At 40.2% G+C, this 18,611-nt stretch carries 17 protein-coding genes and 4 pseudogenes; 6 read left to right on the forward strand and 15 right to left on the reverse strand.

Translation table 11 applies throughout. The annotated features are described in order from the left end of the window. Window positions 1–72: 72 nt before the first annotated feature. From M5V91_RS13400 to M5V91_RS13430, 7 genes and pseudogenes are all read right to left on the reverse strand, one after another. Window positions 73–336 carry a hemolysin XhlA family protein gene (locus M5V91_RS13400; RefSeq protein WP_251175743.1) on the reverse strand — a complete coding sequence of 88 codons (264 nt, stop codon included), beginning with the start codon at window positions 334–336 and terminating at the stop codon, window positions 73–75. A 36-nt stretch (window positions 337–372) separates the two neighbouring features. Further along, window positions 373–573, reverse strand: coding sequence for a hypothetical protein (locus M5V91_RS13405; protein WP_019381615.1), 201 nt, complete (start codon window positions 571–573; stop codon window positions 373–375). A gap of 135 nt (window positions 574–708) precedes the next feature. Then, window positions 709–1,155 (reverse strand): hypothetical protein, encoded by a 447-nt coding sequence (locus tag M5V91_RS13410; RefSeq protein ID WP_019381613.1) that lies wholly within the window; start codon window positions 1,153–1,155, stop codon window positions 709–711. A gap of 236 nt (window positions 1,156–1,391) precedes the next feature. Further along, window positions 1,392–2,748 (reverse strand): annotated as a pseudogene (locus M5V91_RS13415) (IS1182 family transposase). A 155-nt stretch (window positions 2,749–2,903) separates the two neighbouring features. Beyond that, window positions 2,904–3,620 (reverse strand): LutC/YkgG family protein, encoded by a 717-nt coding sequence (locus tag M5V91_RS13420; protein ID WP_251174384.1) that lies wholly within the window; start codon window positions 3,618–3,620, stop codon window positions 2,904–2,906. After that, a complete protein-coding gene (locus M5V91_RS13425) occupies window positions 3,617–5,047 on the reverse strand; it encodes a LutB/LldF family L-lactate oxidation iron-sulfur protein (protein ID WP_009331076.1) in 1,431 nt (476 codons plus the stop codon). The genes M5V91_RS13420 and M5V91_RS13425 overlap by 4 nt, the downstream gene beginning before the upstream one ends. A gap of 131 nt (window positions 5,048–5,178) precedes the next feature. After that, entirely contained in the window at window positions 5,179–5,895 is a 717-nt protein-coding gene (locus tag M5V91_RS13430; RefSeq protein WP_009331077.1) for a (Fe-S)-binding protein, read from the reverse strand. 204 nt (window positions 5,896–6,099) lie between these two features. On the opposite strand from M5V91_RS13430, the gene M5V91_RS13435 reads away from it, so the two are divergent. Continuing rightward, the gene (locus tag M5V91_RS13435; RefSeq protein WP_009331078.1) at window positions 6,100–7,848 is read left to right on the forward strand and encodes a B12-binding domain-containing radical SAM protein; all 1,749 of its coding nucleotides are present in this window, start codon (window positions 6,100–6,102) and stop codon (window positions 7,846–7,848) included. A 28-nt stretch (window positions 7,849–7,876) separates the two neighbouring features. Here the strand turns inward: M5V91_RS13435 and M5V91_RS31115 are convergent, their stop codons facing one another. Together M5V91_RS31115 and ykzP are read right to left on the reverse strand one after the other, a co-directional pair. Continuing rightward, a complete protein-coding gene (locus M5V91_RS31115; RefSeq protein WP_500797321.1) occupies window positions 7,877–7,969 on the reverse strand; it encodes a hypothetical protein in 93 nt (30 codons plus the stop codon). A 61-nt stretch (window positions 7,970–8,030) separates the two neighbouring features. Beyond that, window positions 8,031–8,191, reverse strand: a pseudogene (gene ykzP, locus M5V91_RS31120) (protein YkzP). A 168-nt stretch (window positions 8,192–8,359) separates the two neighbouring features. Here ykzP and M5V91_RS13440 point away from each other — a divergent pair. After that, window positions 8,360–8,710 carry a DUF3905 domain-containing protein gene (locus tag M5V91_RS13440; protein ID WP_019381611.1) on the forward strand — a complete coding sequence of 117 codons (351 nt, stop codon included), beginning with the start codon at window positions 8,360–8,362 and terminating at the stop codon, window positions 8,708–8,710. A 71-nt stretch (window positions 8,711–8,781) separates the two neighbouring features. Here M5V91_RS13440 and M5V91_RS13445 read toward each other — a convergent pair whose 3' ends face one another. Next, complete coding sequence (locus M5V91_RS13445; RefSeq protein WP_009331082.1) at window positions 8,782–10,146, reverse strand: TrkH family potassium uptake protein; 1,365 nt, start codon at window positions 10,144–10,146, stop codon at window positions 8,782–8,784. A gap of 138 nt (window positions 10,147–10,284) precedes the next feature. Between M5V91_RS13445 and M5V91_RS13450 the strand changes: the two genes are divergently transcribed. The 4 genes from M5V91_RS13450 (at window position 10,285) to M5V91_RS13465 (ending at window position 14,562) form a co-directional block, all read left to right on the forward strand. Then, window positions 10,285–11,403, forward strand: coding sequence for a CdaR family transcriptional regulator (locus M5V91_RS13450; RefSeq protein ID WP_251174386.1), 1,119 nt, complete (start codon window positions 10,285–10,287; stop codon window positions 11,401–11,403). Window positions 11,404–11,508: 105 nt separating this feature from the next. Beyond that, entirely contained in the window at window positions 11,509–12,921 is a 1,413-nt protein-coding gene (gene glcD / locus M5V91_RS13455; protein ID WP_009331084.1) for a glycolate oxidase subunit GlcD, read from the forward strand. After that, entirely contained in the window at window positions 12,918–14,249 is a 1,332-nt protein-coding gene (locus tag M5V91_RS13460) for a (Fe-S)-binding protein (protein ID WP_009331085.1), read from the forward strand. Before glcD ends, M5V91_RS13460 begins: the two co-directional genes overlap by 4 nt. A gap of 112 nt (window positions 14,250–14,361) precedes the next feature. After that, window positions 14,362–14,562, forward strand: a complete 201-nt coding sequence (locus M5V91_RS13465) for an alpha/beta-type small acid-soluble spore protein (protein WP_009331086.1) — start codon at window positions 14,362–14,364, stop codon at window positions 14,560–14,562. A gap of 49 nt (window positions 14,563–14,611) precedes the next feature. On the opposite strand, the gene M5V91_RS13470 is transcribed toward M5V91_RS13465, so the two are convergent. The 5 genes and pseudogenes from M5V91_RS13470 to M5V91_RS13490 form a co-directional block, all read right to left on the reverse strand. Beyond that, window positions 14,612–15,754: an anti-sigma factor domain-containing protein gene (locus M5V91_RS13470; protein ID WP_284522203.1), complete on the reverse strand. Its 1,143-nt coding sequence runs from the start codon at window positions 15,752–15,754 to the stop codon at window positions 14,612–14,614. Beyond that, window positions 15,751–16,501, reverse strand: a pseudogene (gene sigI / locus M5V91_RS13475) (RNA polymerase sigma factor SigI). The gene M5V91_RS13470 and the pseudogene sigI overlap by 4 nt, the downstream one beginning before the upstream one ends. A 111-nt stretch (window positions 16,502–16,612) precedes the next feature. Then, window positions 16,613–17,599: a DUF5667 domain-containing protein gene (locus M5V91_RS13480; RefSeq protein ID WP_284522204.1), complete on the reverse strand. Its 987-nt coding sequence runs from the start codon at window positions 17,597–17,599 to the stop codon at window positions 16,613–16,615. Beyond that, window positions 17,551–17,844, reverse strand: a complete 294-nt coding sequence (locus M5V91_RS13485; protein ID WP_284522205.1) for a hypothetical protein — start codon at window positions 17,842–17,844, stop codon at window positions 17,551–17,553. Before M5V91_RS13485 ends, M5V91_RS13480 begins: the two co-directional genes overlap by 49 nt. A gap of 178 nt (window positions 17,845–18,022) precedes the next feature. Beyond that, window positions 18,023–18,498: pseudogene (locus M5V91_RS13490) on the reverse strand (hypothetical protein). Window positions 18,499–18,611 lie beyond the last annotated feature (113 nt).

Raw genomic sequence — 18,611 nt, forward strand, 5'->3', positions numbered from 1 at the left:
ACCTTCTGCATCAAGTAACGGCAACTATCTCCATTTTGCATTAATAGTTCTTCTACAAAGTAATTTATTTCCCTAACCTTTAAACACTGTAAAGATAATTGCAATACCGCCGCCAATTATAGCAGTGAAAACGGACATAATAATGGCATTTGTAATTGTTCTTTTTAGCCATTTAGTATCTTCTTTAATTTCCTTTAAGTCACCTTGGATGTTCTGGATTATTTGGTCTTGTAAGAGTGTTTTATCCTGTAGCCGGCGAATATCACCTTTCATTTCTTCAATGTCTTTCTTTACAGATGTCTTCCATAAATCCATTGTTTCCGCCTCATTTGTCACTTACAATACCTCCTTTGAAGGTAATAAAAAGAACCCTTAAATCTTAGGTTCTTTTGTACCATTTGCTTCCTTTGATTCAATTAGATTATTTTCAAGTTCCTGGATTTTCTGCTGCAATTCTTTGTTTTGAGAAACCACATTAAATTGTGCCTTCAAGATAATATTTTCGTGTTTTAGTTTTCCAAGTTCATTTTGAAGATAAGGGTCTATAGAAATTTTTTGATTATCTCCGCTCATAATGTAATTTCTCCTCCTATTTGGGCTTTTAGATTTTCTAATTCTGTAAGCGCCACATCTAATTTTGGGGATAATTCCTGAATGGCTTTCCATTCCATAACGTCTATTGCATACCCACAAGCGCCTTTTGTGGTGTTACAATATCAACAGGCGCTTCCTGATAGGTAAGACCAAGCCTTTTTTATCTACTCCCGGAATATCACCTTCTAAGTAATACTGTTTCACAGGAGTTGCAAGGATTTCTTTTAGTGCAGATTTGGTATACAATTCAATTTCACTTTTTAGTTCTTCATCAGAAGTATAAGTGGTTGAACGTACTTTCAAATCATTCCTCAGAATATTAACATTCCCACAAGATCCGGCTACAAGGGTTAGTTCACCGCCTGGCCTTTCATTTCTTACAGTGAGACCTTCGCTGCTGGCGCTACCAAATCCGAAATATGCACTTCTTGTAGTACCGGTTTTAAAGAACTCAATATAACAATTCGTTCTCCCATAAAGCTGCAATAAATCACTGTCGGCTCCAATCCAAACTTTATCTTTGAAAACAAATTCCCCTCTGTTTATGTTTTTAAATGTCATTCCATCATAGAAAATGTGAACATTTCAAATAAATTAGCTACTGATATTCTAAACCTTCTTCCTCTTATAGAAGCTGATCTCGCCTGGGACGCTTTCAGAAAAAAACGCCAACAAAAGTTGGCGTTTCAGTTTGTAGACAAAAAGAGTTCGGAATAGTCTCATTCCGAACTCTTTTTTTGATTTTTGTAGGACTTCAAGTAGTTACAGAGAATTGCAGACCTCTCCGAGGTTATCATTTAGGCCATTTCTGGACCTTGCCAAGTCCAGTTGGCCATTTTCTTCAAATTCATGGCAGCGAAAGTAAGCATCGCCTGCATCGACATTTTTTAAGTCCCCTGAGGGTTGTCCAACGCATGCCATGCTTTTCTTTTGCATCTGCGAATACTCGTTCAATTGTTTCTTTGCGTTTTTCATAGATCGGTTTGACGTCTTGATGGTGGCGAAGATGATCTGCTTCTTCCACATGTTCCTCCCACACATGACGTTGAATCAGTTTTTGATGTGCTTGACTCTGTGTGCATTGAGACAAGAAAGGGCATCCAGCACAAATTCGAGGATCTGATTTATATTGACGATAGCCTTCCTTTGTAGTTGTAGTATATTTTAATATCTCACCAGTTGGGCAAATGTAACAGTCAAAATGCTCATCATAAACATACTCATGTTTTCTGAAGAAACCCTCTTTTGTGCGAGGTCGTGTGTAAGGTAAAGCAGGTGTGATGTCGTTTTTCAATAAGTAGCTCGTGATAGCAGGTGTTTTATAGGCTGCGTCTGCCGCAACAGCTTTTGGTTTACTAACTTTCTCAATGACTTGTTCTACCAATGGCTCTAAAATATGACTATCATGCGTGTTACCAGGGGTTACAATTGCGCCTAACACGAAGCCGTTGCGGTCTGCAGCCGCATGGAAAGAATAAGCGAACTGTTTTGTACGCTCATCTTTTACATAGTAGCCACTCTCTGGATCTGTTGTACTTTCCTTGATTTCTTTGTATTCTTCTTTATCAAACTTATCAGGTGGAAACGGCTTTTTCCATGATCCTCGCGGTCTTGGTTAATCTCCTCTTGAAGGCGTTCTTGATAAGCACGGGTTTCTTTTCGAACAACTTTCTTTTCAAATTTGCGTTTATTTGCACTCGCTTTTACATGAGTAGAATCTACAAAAACGTGTTCAGCACTAATTAAATTCTTTTCAGCTGCGGTTTTTAAGATTCGGTAAAATATTTGTTCAAAGAGATCGGTGTCTTTAAATCGGCGCTCATAATTTTTACCGAAAGTTGAGAAGTGAGGAACTTTATCGTGAAAGCCATATCCTAAAAACCATCGATAAGCCATATTCGTTTTCAATTCTTCAATTGTTTGACGCATGGAGCGAATACCGAAGGTATATTGAATAAATGTGAGTTTAATTAATATTACAGGGTCAATACTTGGGCGGCCTTTTTCTGAATACTTATCTTTTACCAAGTCATAGATGAATGAGAAATTAATCGCCGCTTCAATTTTGCGGACCAAATGGTCCGCCGGTACAAGTTCGTCTAAAGCAACCATTTCAATTTGATCCCGTTGAATTGGATTATGTTTTGAAAGCATTTAAATCACCTCAAGCATTGTATTACTTCTATTTTAAAATAAAAAAGACTGCAGACAAGCACGATTTTCATCGAGTTTGTCGACAGTCTGAAACGCCAACAAAAGTTGGCGTTTTTTCTCGTACTAACAAACCAGAATGCCAGGTGTCAAAGGCATTATAAATCTTCAATAACAATATACGTAGCCCTTACAGGCCCATGTACACCAACAACGAGGTTCATCTCAATATCAGCGGAGTTGCTTGGTCCAGTAATGAAGTTAATGCAGGAAGGTGCCAGCTGCCCTGAGTTTACCCTTTCCCTAATGATCCTTGCAGCCTGTGTCATACGCGGGACCAGGGTGCTCTTCGGAATAAGGATGATAGAAGCAGCAGGGAGAAAGCTGACTGTCCGTCCGTGATCTTTGCTGCTGAACAAGACTGCTGTGCCGGATTCAGCCAGAGTTATCTCACTGACCGTAATTCCGATGTTAGCATGTTCTGCGTAGTCAATATTTCTTCTTTCTTCAGAAAAATCCCACTCATATACTTCCACTTTCTCTTTTGGCCAAATTTCCTTAAATAGCGGTGTAAGTCCAAACTGTCTATAGCGGTCATCCTTCCAGGTCACAACTGGCCCCCCGCCATATTGGGCTACAATTTCCTTGAGCGTTTCAGTCAAATTGTCAGCATTGGTTACAACAAGATCAGTGTGGATTTTCGTACACTGTGTCTTTAATGCTTCAAGAAGCTCATCAGCATCTGCTTCTTTCAAGACTGCATCCTGCGGGTTAAAGCTCCATTTTGGTCTTTCCACTCCAGTAACTTTTTCTCTGCCTAATCTGCCTGCAATTTTACTTAAAAAAGCATCTCTATTCTGAATTGTTCCATTCACTGCTGTCCGCCTCCTTTTGGCCGATTTTTGAACCAATCGCGAAATCTTTCTTTATTAGGAGCTGGAAAATCCCTGATTTCTGTCCAGGCCTTTAATGGGCCTGGTCCCTTTGTAATTTTGTCGCCTGCGGTAAATGGATTCATGGCTGCCGGTGCCAGCTTTGACCCCAGTTTGTAAAGGGACGGTGAAGCTGCTCCCAGTCCAAAAGCCTTCATGGTCATCTTTTCCGATATGGGAGCTCTTCCTTCTTTTTCGACAATTACCTGCCGGTGTTTATGAAGAAGTTCATGAAGAGGGATTTTGACTGGACAGGCTTCCGTGCAGGCTCCGCAAAGTGTTGATGCATAAGGCAATTCCTTATAATCATCATAGCCGCCTAAAAGGGGTGACAGGACCGCTCCAATCGGGCCTGAATAGATGGATCCGTAGGAATGACCGCCAACATGCCTATATACGGGACAAACATTTACACAAGCAGCACAGCGGATACATTGGAGAATGGAGTGAAACTCTCCTCCTAAAATCGAAGAGCGGCCATTGTCCACTATAACCAGGTGGAATTCTTCAGGACCATCGACATCGAGTTCTTCTTTTGGACCTGTCAGAACAGTAATATAGCTCGTAAGCTTTTGTCCAACAGCGCTCCTTGTCAGCATGCTTACAAGCACTTCCATTTCCTCGTAAGTCGGGACCAGCCTTTCCATGCCCATTACCGTAATTTGCGTCTTAGGCAAGGCAGTGACAAGATCTGCATTGCCTTCATTAGTCACTAATGTGATTGAACCGGTTTCAGCAACAGCGAAATTGCAGCCCGTAATGCCAACATCGGCGGTTAAGTATTCGTGGCGCAGCATTTCTCTCGCATGCCACGCAAGTTCTTCCGGCTTTTCTGTGTTCTGATAGTTCAATTTTTCTGCAAAAACATCCCGAATCTGCTCTTTATTCTTATGAAGGGCAGGCGCCACTATATGTGAAGGGGGATCATGGTCGTCTACCTGAAGGATGTATTCCCCCAAATCAGTTTCAATGACCTGGCATCCGGCCTCTTCCAGTGAGGCATTTAAATGAATCTCTTCGGTTACCATCGATTTTGATTTAACTACTTTTCTTGCATTCTTCTTTTCAATTACTTCCCGTATATAGGCAGAGGCTTCTTCAGCAGTTTCAGCAAAATAAACGTGCCCTCCCCTTTTAGCTACATTTTCGCTGAGCTGGTATAAGTAAAAATCAAGATTTTCCAGTACATGCTGGCGAATTTCTTCTGAAAGCGACCGCCATTCTTCCCAATTTCCAAGTTCTGCTGCAGCGTCTAGCCTTCTTGTCTGAAGCCTTTCCTGTGCACCTGAAACTGCCCCTCTCATAAAGGAATTGCTTATTCCGGAATCTACACGATCCTTAAAGTCGTTTGTTCCTATTTTCATAGCCATTTCTATTCCCCCTTAAGCGCAAGCGCCTTACCCGCCAGTGTCACACGAGGCGCCAGGCTGCTTATGCTAGACAATGATCAACGTTCAAATCTGTCTATCCTGCTTTTTAAGAAAGCATGTCCATTAATTGCTTAGCGGCAATTTAACACTTCAGCAATATGCATAACCCTTATTGGCTTTCCCTGCCTACCGATCCTGCCTCCAATATTCATCAGGCACCCCGCGTCAGCTCCAATGAGAATTTCTGCTTCTGTCTCCTCTATATGTCCAACCTTCTCATCTACCATTTGTTCAGATATTTGAGCCATTTTCACAGAGAAAGTACCGCCAAAACCGCAGCATTGCTCCTTGCCGGGAAGCTCTTCGAATTCCAGACCCTTCACATTTTTTAATAATCTCATAGGTGCTTCTCTCACTCCAAGAAGCCTGGTCATATGGCAGGATGTATGAAAGGTGGCCTTTCCTTTTAATTTTGCACCTACATCGTCAACGTTTAGAACTTCAACAATAAATTGAGTAAGTTCGTATGTTTTTTCGGCAAGCTTTTTTGCTCTGGGTTCCCACACAGAGTCACCTTTAAAAACATGAGGATACTCCTGAAACATATAAGCGCAAGATCCAGAAGGGGAAACAACATATTCTGCATGTTCAAATGCTGTGATCATCCTTTTCATAGCTTCCTTTGATTCCTTCACATAGCCGCTGTTGTAGGCAGGCTGGCCGCAGCAGACCTGTGCATCCGGAAAATCTATTTCACATCCCAGGCGTTCTAGCAGTTCAACAGCTGCCTTGCCTGCATTTCCCTGAAACATATCTACCAGACATGTTGCAAAAAGACTTACCTTCATTCATTCCCTCTCCCAGCTAGATATTATATTTTTCTACTATCTTACTATAGTTATAATACAAATTGTTGAATTTTTATAAATATTATAATAATTAGTATAATTTATTTTCCTTATTATATGTCAATGTTTTACTTCCTTTTTTCATTAAAAAATATGATACAATTATATGATGTTTAAGTAGCTAAAAAGGGAGTTCAAAAATAAATGAAAGTTATCGCCAGTACGCTTAATGCCAAATACATTCATACAAATATAGCGATCCGCTATCTAAAGGCATATGCTCAGCCTGATTTCGATGTGGAATTAGCCGAATATACAATTAAAGATCCGGTAATGAATATCGTTACAGATCTGGTCCGCAAAAAACCTGATGTGATCGGATTCAGCTGCTATATATGGAATATCGAAGAGACCATTAAGGTCATTAAAATGATTAAAAAGATTGACCCCTCCATTCATATTGCAGTCGGAGGACCTGAAGTAACATATGATGTTGCGGATTGGATGAACAATGTAAAAGAATTTGATTACATTGTTATCGGTGAAGGTGAGGAAACGTTCAAACAGCTGCTTACAGAGCTGAATGGCACAATGAATATGGAAAATGTGCATGGTCTTGCTTTCAGGGAAAATGGCCAGGTTCGTATTAATCCTCAGCGGAATAAGCTGGATTTGCGCGAGCTGCCCTCGCCATTCCGCTTTGAAGAAGATATTCCCCACCTTTCTAAACGGGTCACTTATATAGAAACCAGCCGGGGATGCCCATTCAGCTGCCAGTTTTGCCTTTCCTCTATTGAAGTAGGCGTGCGATACTTTGACAGGGAAAAAATTAAGGACGACATCCGATATTTAATGAGGAATGGCGCAAAAACCCTTAAATTTGTGGACCGCACATTCAACATAAGCCGCAGTTATGCCTTGGAGATGTTCCAATTTTTAATTGATGAACATCTGCCTGGTACTGTCTTTCAATTTGAGATCACTGCCGACATCATGAGACCTGAAGTGATTGAATTTCTAAACAAGGAAGCTCCAGCAGGATTATTCCGATTTGAAATTGGTGTGCAATCTACAAACGACTATACAAATGAATTGGTCATGAGGAAGCAGAACTTTAACAAGCTTTGCCGAACAGTCACAATGGTAAAGGATGGAGGGAAAATTGACCAGCATCTTGACTTAATTGCCGGACTTCCTGAGGAAGATTATGATTCATTCAAAAGAACATTCAACGATGTATTTGCAATGCGGCCGGAAGAGCTCCAGCTCGGCTTCTTAAAAATGCTGAGAGGCACCGGGCTTCGCTTGAGAGCAGAAGAACATCAATATATTTATATGGACCATTCTCCATATGAAATACTTGGAAATAATGTTTTGTCCTTTGATGACATCATTCGCATTAAACAGGTTGAAGATGTATTAGAGAAATATTGGAATGATCATAGAATGGATGCGACTGTTGAATATTTAGTTACAAAAGTATTTCCGACTCCATTCGATTTCTTCCAGGAATTCGGCAGTTATTGGGAACAAAAAGGATGGTCCAGAATTGGCCATCAGCTTGAGGATCTTTTCAAACGGCTTTTTGAATTCCTGCAGTCAAAAAACATTGCTGATTTGGAGATAGCAGAAGGCCTTATGAAGCTTGACTATATTTCAAAACAAAAATACAAGCCAAGAAAACCCTGGTGGCAGCCAAGCTTTGAAAAATCCGAGAGATCAAAGCTTTACCAGTCTCTGCTTGAAAATCCAATCCAGCTGGGAGAAGACTTCTTAAGCCTTCAGCTGAATGAAAAAGAAATATACAAACATACCTTAAGTGAAAGATTATCTTTTGATATTGAAAAATATATTAAGGATGGAATAATTGAAAAGAGAGACTCAGTTTTGCTTGCCTATTTCGACTCAAGCTCAGAAAAAGTTTCCATCTTTACTGGCCCTATACATGATTGATAAAACCGGCAGAAATCTGCCGGTTTTTTTAGCATTTATCCCGATCTTTCTTATTATCTTTATCACGGTTCATAAATGGCAGCTCATAAAGTTTTCCGGCATTTATATCACCAAACTCCATACCGAATTCAACATTGGCCGAGCCATTTTGCCGTCCTTTTTTCGTTGTTTATTATGATCCACTAGGCTCTTCCCTCTTCCCCATGCTTGGAGTTGCGGTTAGCCATTTTCATGGGATTTTCTCCTGGCTGAATTCTGCTGAAAACTCTGATTCCTGAAGGTTCTTCTTAGGCGTCTTGCTGTATTTTTCAACTGCATTATACTCAGCTTTTCGTTTGGCCATCCCAATCTCCCCCTGAAAAAATATTTCATAGTGCTAAATCCATTTTAAGGTTTAACACAGCTTTATTTTTAGTAAAAAACATGGTTTCATTCCTATCTGAGTCTTCCTTATTTTACAATCATAAATTTTACTGCGGTGCAAAAAATAGAGTAAAAAGGAATGAGCGATATGACTAATAAAAAGAATAAAGATAACAAGAGCATTGGCATTGATGAGACACTTCCACATCAAATAGAAGCACCGAGCTTTAAAGACACAGGCATGAAACTTCAGTCGCCTTTCAAGAATTCTTTTGGCGTAACCATTGGGGACAGTTATTATTCTTCTGACAGTTCACCGCTGGAAAACTGGAGCGATGAAACAGATCCTGCAGTGATGGCAGGTGAGGATTGGATTCATCCGACAAATGATATCGGCTGGAATACATCGGAAAACAAAGAACTCCTTGAAAGCAAAAAGCCGCCTCAAGCCTCCCCATTCATGCATCCTACTAAAGATGTCAGCCGCGGTACGGATTAATAAGAAAAGTCTTGCGCAAGGCGATGGGGACAAGAAAAAAGCAGTCCGGAATAATCTTCCGGTCTGCTTTTTTAGCCAATAATAACGCGCTCTTTAGGATAATGAAAATTCGGCTGTTTTTCTTTGCCGCCTATAATAAATAAGAAGGAAGTTAATCCAATTCTTCCAATAAACATTAAGGCCATTATGATACATTTCCCGATCATTGATAATTCCGGTGTGATTCCTAACGACAGACCCGTGGTACCAAAAGCTGAACAGACCTCGAAAATAATTTCAATAAGCTCCATCTGCTTTTCTGTAATGCTTAGAATAACAACAGAGAAAAAACACATTCCAATAGCAAGCAAAGTGATAGCAAGGGATTTCAGAATATCATCTTCATGAATTTCTCTTTTAAATATTTTTATATCCCGATTTCCTTTGGCAAAGTGATATATAAAGAGGATATTCACAGCAAATGTAGTCGTCCTGATGCCCCCGCCGACAGAACTTGGTGATGCCCCAATGAACATTAAAATACTCATTATAATGAGAGTAGGCATTGTAAACTCATTAACATCCATGGTTGATAACCCGCCGCTCCGGGTGGTAGCGGATTGGAAAAATGCATAAAAGAAGCTTTCATGCCAGTTCATGCCTTTGAAATATTGATTAAACTCCATGATGAGCAAAATAACGGTACCAAACACAAGAAGGGCGGCATATGTAACGGTCGTCAATTTTGCAAATAAGGAAAAGCGAAAAGATGGTTCCTGGTCCCATTTATTCCTAAATAGATATTGCTTTAATTCGATAAGAACAGGAAAACCTATAGCTCCTAAAGTAATCAGAATAATATTGATCAGCTGCACGAAATAATCACCGGCATATGGTTTAAGAGAGGCTCCTGTTATATCCATGCCCCCGTTGGTTGTAGCACTGACAGATGCGAACAGCGCATGCAGGAATGCTTCATCCCATGCAGGATAATATTTAAGAAAATGAAAACCCAATATGAGCGCACCAAGCGTTTCAATCACCAATATAATTTTAATGATTTCTTTTACTAAATTGACTAGGCCGGACAAGGCATACTGATTATGATCGACCATGATGAGGCGACGCCCTCTTAATCCAATCTTACGGCCCAGCAGGAGCCAAAAGAATGTGCCTAGCGCCATGATCCCTATCCCGCCAAACTGAAGGATGAACATGATGACAAAATAACCAAAAACACTGTATGTTTCCGATATATCAACCACTGACAGACCGGTTACACTCACTGCACTGACAGCCGTGAAAACTGTATCAATAAATGCAACCTCCACTCCTGGTTTATGTACAGCCGGTATTCTTAATAAAAGTACCGATACAGATACTGCCAATAAATAATATCCGGATATTACTTGGGCAGGTGTCAGTTTATCCAGCCAATTTCTTACGTCTTTCCACATATCATACCTGTCCCCTTCAAAATTTTTCTAACCCTTATCATAATGAATATACCCGGTTTTTAAAAGGGATATTAGAAAATTCGCAGGAAGTTTTTTATTTATATATAATAAAGTCAAAAAATCAAAGGGAGATATAACATGTTGTTGCCTGACCTGGCTGAAAAAATTATAGCTGAAGTGCGTCAGTTTCTTCAGGAAGATATCATAGTTGCCAATACCTGCGGGGTAATCATTGCAAGTACAGATGCAGGCAGAATAGGCAGTTTTCATGAAGGCGCACTGATTTGCATAAAAAATAAAGAAAAGCTGATTATTACCAGGGAGGATCAGTCTCGCCTTCAAGGTGTAAAAGCCGGCATTAACCTGCCGATCTTTTTTAAAGGAGAAACAGTTGGCGTAATTGGCATAACCGGAAATCCCGATAAAATTTCCCCATTCGCAGAAATCATCCGCAAGCTTACAGAGTTATTTATCAGTGAAAGTTACTTTGCAGAGCAGCTCGATTGGCAGGCTCGTGCACTGGAAGGTTTTATGTTTGACTGGCTGCAGGCAAAAGAATGGGATCCCGCATTCAAAGAACGGGCTCATCTTCTGAAAATTAATCTGGCTGTGGACAGACAGGTTTCTATCGCAGAATTCAGGCAAAATAGCCAATTGCTTCATAGGGATCTTTGGAATAGGATATTATCCTGGAGGGAAGCTGGCCCTCATGATATTCTGATCCGCTGGGGCAATAACCGGATAGTGCTTTTAGCTGGAGCTTCTTCAGCACAAAAAGAGAACCTGATAAGAGAAAAGGTCACTCGCTTTCATCGTTTTCTTGAGAACCTTCTGGCCGCTGAAGTAAGTATGGGCACCGGTAAACCACTGCCTCCCTTCTGCCTGTCCGAATCGTTTATGCAGGCAGAACGTGCTTTAAAAATTGCAAAAGACCGTGGCACCATAATTTTTGACCAGGACTTGACCATTGAAATGATTTTTGATGACCTCTCACCAGAAACTAAAAAGGACTTTGTAGAAAGAACAATTGGGACATTCATGAATGAACAGGATCTTATGGTAACCCTTCAGGAACTTTTCAGGCAAAATCACTCTTTGAAAAATACTGCTGAAGCATTGCATATACATATTAACACCCTTCATTACAGACTCAAGAAAATATCGGATCTATCCGGCCTATACACATCAAATCTGAATGATTTAATGAAATTATTCATTGCGGTAAAACTTTTAGATGAAGGTACAAAAAACAATTAAAATATCCATGAATATTTGTATAGTTAACCATAGCAGGGCATTCCCTGCTTTTTTTATACTTAAAGAAATAGATATTGACAGCTTCCATTAAAGGAGAGGATCCATTTGGTTGACGTACAAATAAAAGAAGAATTAATAGCCGTTGTCGGCGCAGAAAATTATGATGACTCAAAAGCAGGGCGCCTCGTCTATTCATATGACGCTACTCCAAATTTCCAATCGATGCCCGACGCAGTGATCAGTCCGCGAAATACACAGGAAGTATCAAGTATCCTCAAGATTTGCAGCAGCTCAGGAATTCCAATCGTACCAAGGGGATCGGGCACCAATTTATGTGCAGGCACCTGTCCTACAGAAGGCGGAATTGTACTCCTGTTTAAGCATATGAATAAAGTGATTGAAATCGATGAAGAAAATCTTACGGTTACAGTACAGCCCGGTGTCATCACGCTTGACATGATTAACCAGGTTGAAGCAAGAGGGCTTTTTTATCCTCCAGATCCAAGTTCGATGAAAATAAGCACAATCGGAGGAAACATCAATGAAAATTCCGGCGGACTGCGTGGATTGAAATATGGAGTTACAAGGGACTATGTAATGGGGCTGGAAGCTGTACTTGCGGGCGGAGACATTATTAGAACGGGCGGCAAGCTTGCGAAGGACGTGGCAGGATATGATTTTACCAGACTGCTGGTTGGATCTGAAGGAACTTTGGGGATCGTTACGGAAGCAACATTAAAATTAATCCCGCTTCCTGAGTCAAAAAAGACAATGCTTGCTTTATATCAGGATCTTGAACAAGCTGCAAAATCAGTCTCAAAAATCATCGCTGACAAAATCATACCCGCCACCCTTGAGTTTTTAGATCAGCCTACATTAAAGGCAGTTGAGGATTTTGCCCAAATTGGATTGCCAACCGATGTCCAAGCAGTACTTCTTATTGAACAGGATGGTCCGATTGAGGTGGTGGAAAAAGATATGCAGAATATGGCTGAAATCTGCAAGAAACAAGGGGCTGTATCTGTACAGCTCGCAAATTCCGAAATGGAAGCAGAAGCCTTGCGGACTGCAAGGCGTGCCGCATTATCGGCCCTTGCACGCCTTAAGCCCACAACCATTCTTGAAGATGCTACAGTGCCAAGATCTGAAATTGCCAACATGGTAAAAGCAATAAATGAAATTTCCAAAAAATACGGACTTTCCATCTGTACATTTGGCCATGCCGGTGATGGAAATCTGCATCCGACCTGCCCTGCAGATGCCCGGGATAAAGATGAAATGAAACGGGTTGAAAACGCTTTTGAAGAGATTTTTATCAAGGCGATTGAACTTGGAGGGACTATAACAGGCGAACATGGAGTGGGGGTCATGAAAGCTCCCTATCTTGAACTGAAACTTGGCCAGGCTGGCATTGATGCAATGAAAGCTGTTAAGACTGCTTTAGACCCCAATAACATTCTTAATCCCGGCAAAATTTTTGCCAAGGATGACAGAAAACGAGTGGTGGTTGCCCAATGACAACATTAAAAGAACAAATAATCATTCAGGAAGAATTTAAGAACCGAATGAATGAAGATGAACTCCTGAATTGCATGCGCTGTGGCTTTTGCCTCCCTTCCTGCCCCACCTATGTCGAGTCAGGCTTTAAAGAAACACACTCTCCAAGGGGAAGGATCGCGTTAATGAAAGCTGTTGCTGACGGATTAATTGAACCGGATGAAGACGTAGAGAGATCTCTTGATCTTTGCCTGGGCTGCCGGGCATGCGAGCCTGTATGTCCTTCAGGAGTAAAATATGGGCACTTGCTGGAAGAAGCAAGAGATATTATAAATCAGAATAAGAAACATTCGCTTCCGGTCAAAGCGGTTCGCAGTTTGGTCTTTAATGGGCTGTTCCCCCACCAGAACAGAATGAGGGCAGCTGCCGGGCTATTGGGCTTTTATCAGCGTTCAGGTCTCCAATCGGCCGCCAGAAAAACAGGAATGCTGAATTGGCTTCCAAAAAACCTCACGGCCATGGAAAAGGTACTGCCTCAAGTGCCAAAATTAAAAGAAATGAAAAATAGGCCATCATATCTCTCAGCAGATAAACCTATAAAAAAAGCCGCTTTTTTTACTGGGTGCTTAATGGATACGATGTTCCTGGAAACCAATAATGCGACAATAAAACTTCTGCAGCTTGCAGGATGTGAAATCCATATTCCTCAAAATCAAGCCTGCTGCGGTGCTCTTCATGGCCATAGCGGTGAAAAACAGGCGGCTAAAAACTTGGCAAAGCGGAACATAGAGGCTTTTGAGAAGCTGGACGCAGACTATATCATTACAAATGCAGGAGGATGTGGAGCATTCCTTATTGACTACGGCCATCTTCTTAAAGATGACCGGGAATGGCATGAAAGAGCTGTAAAGTTTTCGCAAAAGCTCAAAGATATCAGCGAAATTCTATACGAACTAGAATTCCACAAAAAAGTTAATCTTGAGCTGCCAGGGCAGATCCTAACTTATCAGGATTCCTGTCATTTGCGCAATGTCATGAAAACCTCAGCAGCCCCGCGCACTCTTCTGAATTCAATTAAAGGCATCGAATTCAGGGAAATGAAGGATGCAGACAGATGCTGCGGTTCTGCCGGTATTTATAATATTGTTGAATCTGACATGTCAATGCAAATACTTGATCATAAAATGAGTCAGGCCAAGTCGGCAGATGCAGCAGTAATTGTGACCTCTAATCCGGGCTGTCTTCTGCAGATGAAGCTGGGGATAGAACGTGAAGGTTTATCCGGAAACGTAAAGGCCGTTCATATCGCAGATATTCTTCTGGAAGCTGCTGTTCATAAAGAAACATAAAGAAACTGCTTATGCCGAAATATTACCACTTATGAAACTCCCTTTTTAATTCATACTAAAAATACAGAGGGAAGATAAACTCTGTAAGACCAATAAAAAGGAGTTGAATACAATGGCAAGAAGCAGCAATAAGCTTTTAGTTCCTGGGATTGAACAATACATGGACCAGGTAAAATATGAAATTGCCCAGGAATTTGGTGTTCAATTAGGCTCTGATACTGTATCCCGGGCTAACGGATCTGTGGGCGGAGAAATTACTAAGCGACTAGTACAGCAAGCACAGGCACAAATGTCCGGCCAAAATAATCAATAACAACTTCATATAAATGGAAAAAGTCCGGAGCCATCTCCGGACTTTATTCTTACTTATTCCCTCTGTCATTATGCTTCCCTTGATTGTTTCCGCTGGCATTATTTCGATTGTTCCTGTCTTTCTGATTCTTATCAGGACCATTACCGCCTCTGTTTTTCCCATTATCTTTTTCTTTGGGATTTCTCTCGGGGTTTTTTCTGTTTTCATTAGCTTTATTATTTTTTTCGCTTGGACGATTTTGATGTTTTTGGGCTTTTACGTTATTTTCTTGATTTATCTTTTCTTTATTATCATGCCTTTTTCCAGGATTATTTCCATTGTTTTTACCGCTGTTATTCTGCTGGTTCCCAGATTTCTTTATTTGCCCTGGAACAGCAGGTTTTTCTTTATGATCTTCTATTTTCTCCTGCTTTTTTAATTGGATTTGCGTATTTTCTGCCGGCTTTTGCGGAGCAGGAATTTCTTTATCTGTCTGTTTAACAGGATTTGCAGGTTCAGGCATTTCTATCTTGTCAGCGTCAGCTTTTAATTTATTTTCTTTATATAATCCAGGTGAGAGCCCTTTTTCAATAGCAGCTTCTCTTTCCTCTTCACTTGCTTCCAGTAAAGTTACTTCAAGCTGCTCTTTTTGTGCAGCTTGTTTTATATCTGCCAGCTCCTCCTGAATACGCTTATCCGCTTCTTTACTCTGTTCTGTATAAACGGCAGCAATGACTACTTCTTTATTTTCTTTAAAATAGCCCTGTTTCTTTATCTGAAGAAGAATTTTGTCAGCTACATCATGAATGCTGTTTTTTTCCCATTTCTTGATGTTTTGTATAATTAGTTTTCCTTCCTCATTATAAGGAACGAGCTTTACTACCTGATATTTTTGATTGACCCCTAGTTCAATACTCGGATTAACGTCGATTGACATATATGCATACACTTCGTCATTTTGCAGGAACGGCAGAAATGAAACGATAGCGAGCATTAGTGCAAAAGCTGCTGCCATTAATCCTTTTCCTTTAAATAGATTAAAAATAGTTAAAGGCGACGACTTTTTTCCGTTTTTCAGTTCTATTGGGAAGAATTCAATTTCCTGGCCAAGTGTATATGCCCCATCTTGTTTTCGGGCCCGCAGAAATTCACCTTCCGGGGTTAATAGTGTTAAAAAACGTTCGTTTATTTCCATGATAATTCCTGTTTTCACGTTTCCAACACCCCTTTTATATAATCCTTTAGAAAGATATAATCGCCAGTTAATATCAGTGATATGGCAATTATATATTTCCTATTTCTCTCTATTGTTTTTCTGCTTAAGGATACATAGCTCTCAAGCTGCTTTATCGGCAGCTTTTTTTATCATAAAGTATGTTTTTGAGTTCATCATTTTCAACCAGAATCTTGGCTACTGTCATCGCATTTTTTCGTGCATCAGCATGTTTTGGAGACTGTTCGATCAAATCGCTGAAGGTAAGATCGAATTCCTGCAGAACCTGTGTAAACTGGAGAATTTCTTCTTTTCTCAGTTCTTCATCCGTTTTTTTCTGAAGTCTTCAATGGACAATTCGTCTTCAATCGCAGAACCCGTATCATCATCTTCCAGATTAGAGCCTCCATTAAAACTAAGATTCTGAAATTTGGATTGCTTACGGATATAATCAATAACCCGTCTTTTAATCAGCACTTCCGAAAAACTGATCAATGAACTCCCTTTATCAGGACTATACTTTTGAATGGCTTCATTAAAAGCGATGAGACCAATGCTGAATTCATCATCTGATTCATGTATGTATCTCTTGCAGACTGATGATACTGTTTTAGCAATAAACGGCTTATATGACTCTATTAGCTCATTATTTAATGCTGTATCTCCCTGCTGTATTAACTCTACCGTTTCTTCGAGCGTTCTTTTACGCTTCTTTGCCAAAAACAATAAACTTAGCAATTGCCCCACCTCTTTTCAAAACACATTATATCATACGGTGTCCAGATTATTTTTTTTAGGGTGGTTTGTTTATTGGCAAAGGAAATGAAAGCCTCGAGGAGCTTTCTTTTCCAGCATAAATCAGTTGCCTTTATTCTCTTTTCCTTGACCTTTTACTTCTTCAGCTTTCAATTTTCCTTTGCCGGCATGGCTCTTTGCCTCTGCCTGCTTTTCTTGAACTTTCTTTGCCTGCTGTTCTTTTGCTGCTTTCCAATCTGCCTCACGTTCTGCTTTTTCAGCTTGTTTAGCTGCTTCGCGTGCTTCCTTTTCTGCTTTTTTAGCTTCTTCTCGTGCCGCCTTTGCTTCTGCTCTCTTTTTAGCCTCTAAAGCCTTTGCCTCTTTTTTCTTCTCAGCTTTAGCTGAATCTTTTACCTCTTTAGACACCTTCACGGCATTTTCAGGTAACACAGTTTTCTCTTCAGAAGCTGATTCATCCATCTCTTTCTCCGGATCTTCTGCTGCTTCAGCTTCTTCAGATTTAATCGGAGCATGCGCCATTTCTGAAGATTGCCCAGCCTGGTCAATTCCAGTATATTCTTTTTCTTCTATCAATTGTTCAGACCATTTTTCAGTGAACTTAGCAATGTTCTTTTGCATCGCTAAAACAGAGGGATGGTTTTCATCGAATCTTTCTGAAAACTTAGCAAGATTTGCCTGAAGGGCAATGATATTCTGTGCAAAGATTTCTTTTATTTCATCTTCAGTTTCCTTGTTGGCCGTGTCATTATCAGAAGAAGCTTCACGGTCTGCATCGTCTTCATCTGGAGTTTCCACTTCAGCTGATTCGTCTAGATTACCGTTGTCCTCCTCATCTGATATTGATTTTCCCAGGTCTTCATTCGCTTCTTCATCAACGATAGTTTCAGCGTTTTCCATCTGTTCCAGTGCTTTTTCTATTGCTTCTAAAGCTTCTTCTCCCTTTCCTTCAGCAAAAAGTGCTTCTGCTTCCGCCATACGCTCTGAAGCATAATCGGCAAGCAATTTTGCATCTTTAATGTCATCAAAAGTTAGAGCAAGCTTCACTTTTTCCAATGCAAGCTTTGCAAAGTAGAAGTAGCTTCCAGGCAATAGAGATGGGGCTTCTTCATTAAGCTCTTCTTTAGCATTTTCAATGGATTCTGCTGCATCTTTTTTGATTCAGCAGTTGCTTCAGCTGAAGGATCATTTTTTATTTCAACTGTTTCAAATTCTTCATCTTCCTTGTTCTCACTTGCAAAGGCTGTTGCGGCTGAAAATGTGAATGTTCCCGCAATTACCAGTGCAAGTGTGCTTTTTGCCATTTTATTCATTTCTTTACTGGATAAAAATTTCAATAATTTCACCTCAAAATTTAATTAAAGCGGCCGCTTGTTCATTACAACTGTACGGATTCATGAAAGAGATTTTTGGGGGTTATTAAAAAATTTATTTTTAAAAAAGATAAAAAGCTTTAACATCACTAAATTGATTAGTGTGCCAAAGCTTTTTTCATTAATTAAATGATGTGCCATCTTAACTTTCCACCGGGTGCTTTCTACATTTCAAAATGATCCACCTGATCAATAGACCGGTGAATACACCCGGAATTACAAAGAGCATAGGAAGAAAGACCGGCCCGAAAAAATCCCAAATAATTTCAGCTTGGTTGAGTACATAAGTCCTACTGTCACAAAGTAGGCACTGAACACAAAGGGAAGGAAAGATAATTCTTCATTTTCCGGCATAGCAGTACGATATGCATCCCACATTGCAAACATGTAAAGACAAGGGTAAAACATGAGCCACTGATAATTTAGGACATGAACCGCTTTGTCAATTTCTCCCATGAAACTGAGCATGATGGCTGAATTAAAATGGCTGTATACATTAATGATGAATTCAAGCGCGACAAATAAAGTTCCCTTCCACAGCTTCCCCATTAATAATTGGCTAAAACCAGGCAATGCAATACTCCAAAAAACTGCTTCTAGTTTACTGAATTTTTTCATTTCATTACCACCAGCTACAAGTCGATACTTTTATTGTGCTCTGTTTATAGGTCAATTATCAATGAATTTTCCAGATATTTTCCTGAAAATCCAATAGGAAGTTATTTCCATTT

Source organism: Cytobacillus pseudoceanisediminis (genome assembly GCF_023516215.1).
GTDB lineage: Bacteria > Bacillota > Bacilli > Bacillales > Cytobacillaceae > Cytobacillus > Cytobacillus pseudoceanisediminis.

Excerpts from the sequence above, each read along its gene's own strand:
- M5V91_RS31115 (WP_500797321.1), bottom strand. The coding sequence starts at position 7,969 with ATGGAGTTTGGTGATATAAATGCCGGAAAACTTTATGAGCTGCCATTT.
- M5V91_RS13445 (WP_009331082.1), bottom strand. The coding sequence starts at position 10,146 with ATGTGGAAAGACGTAAGAAATTGGCTGGATAAACTGACACCTGCCCAA.
- M5V91_RS13425 (WP_009331076.1), bottom strand. The coding sequence starts at position 5,047 with ATGGCTATGAAAATAGGAACAAACGACTTTAAGGATCGTGTAGATTCC.
- M5V91_RS13460 (WP_009331085.1), top strand. The coding sequence starts at position 12,918 with ATGACAACATTAAAAGAACAAATAATCATTCAGGAAGAATTTAAGAAC.
- M5V91_RS13440 (WP_019381611.1), top strand. The coding sequence starts at position 8,360 with ATGACTAATAAAAAGAATAAAGATAACAAGAGCATTGGCATTGATGAG.
- M5V91_RS13410 (WP_019381613.1), bottom strand. The coding sequence starts at position 1,155 with ATGACATTTAAAAACATAAACAGAGGGGAATTTGTTTTCAAAGATAAA.
- M5V91_RS13405 (WP_019381615.1), bottom strand. The coding sequence starts at position 573 with ATGAGCGGAGATAATCAAAAAATTTCTATAGACCCTTATCTTCAAAAT.
- M5V91_RS13435 (WP_009331078.1), top strand. The coding sequence starts at position 6,100 with ATGAAAGTTATCGCCAGTACGCTTAATGCCAAATACATTCATACAAAT.
- M5V91_RS13430 (WP_009331077.1), bottom strand. The coding sequence starts at position 5,895 with ATGAAGGTAAGTCTTTTTGCAACATGTCTGGTAGATATGTTTCAGGGA.
- M5V91_RS13450 (WP_251174386.1), top strand. The coding sequence starts at position 10,285 with ATGTTGTTGCCTGACCTGGCTGAAAAAATTATAGCTGAAGTGCGTCAG.
- M5V91_RS13465 (WP_009331086.1), top strand. The coding sequence starts at position 14,362 with ATGGCAAGAAGCAGCAATAAGCTTTTAGTTCCTGGGATTGAACAATAC.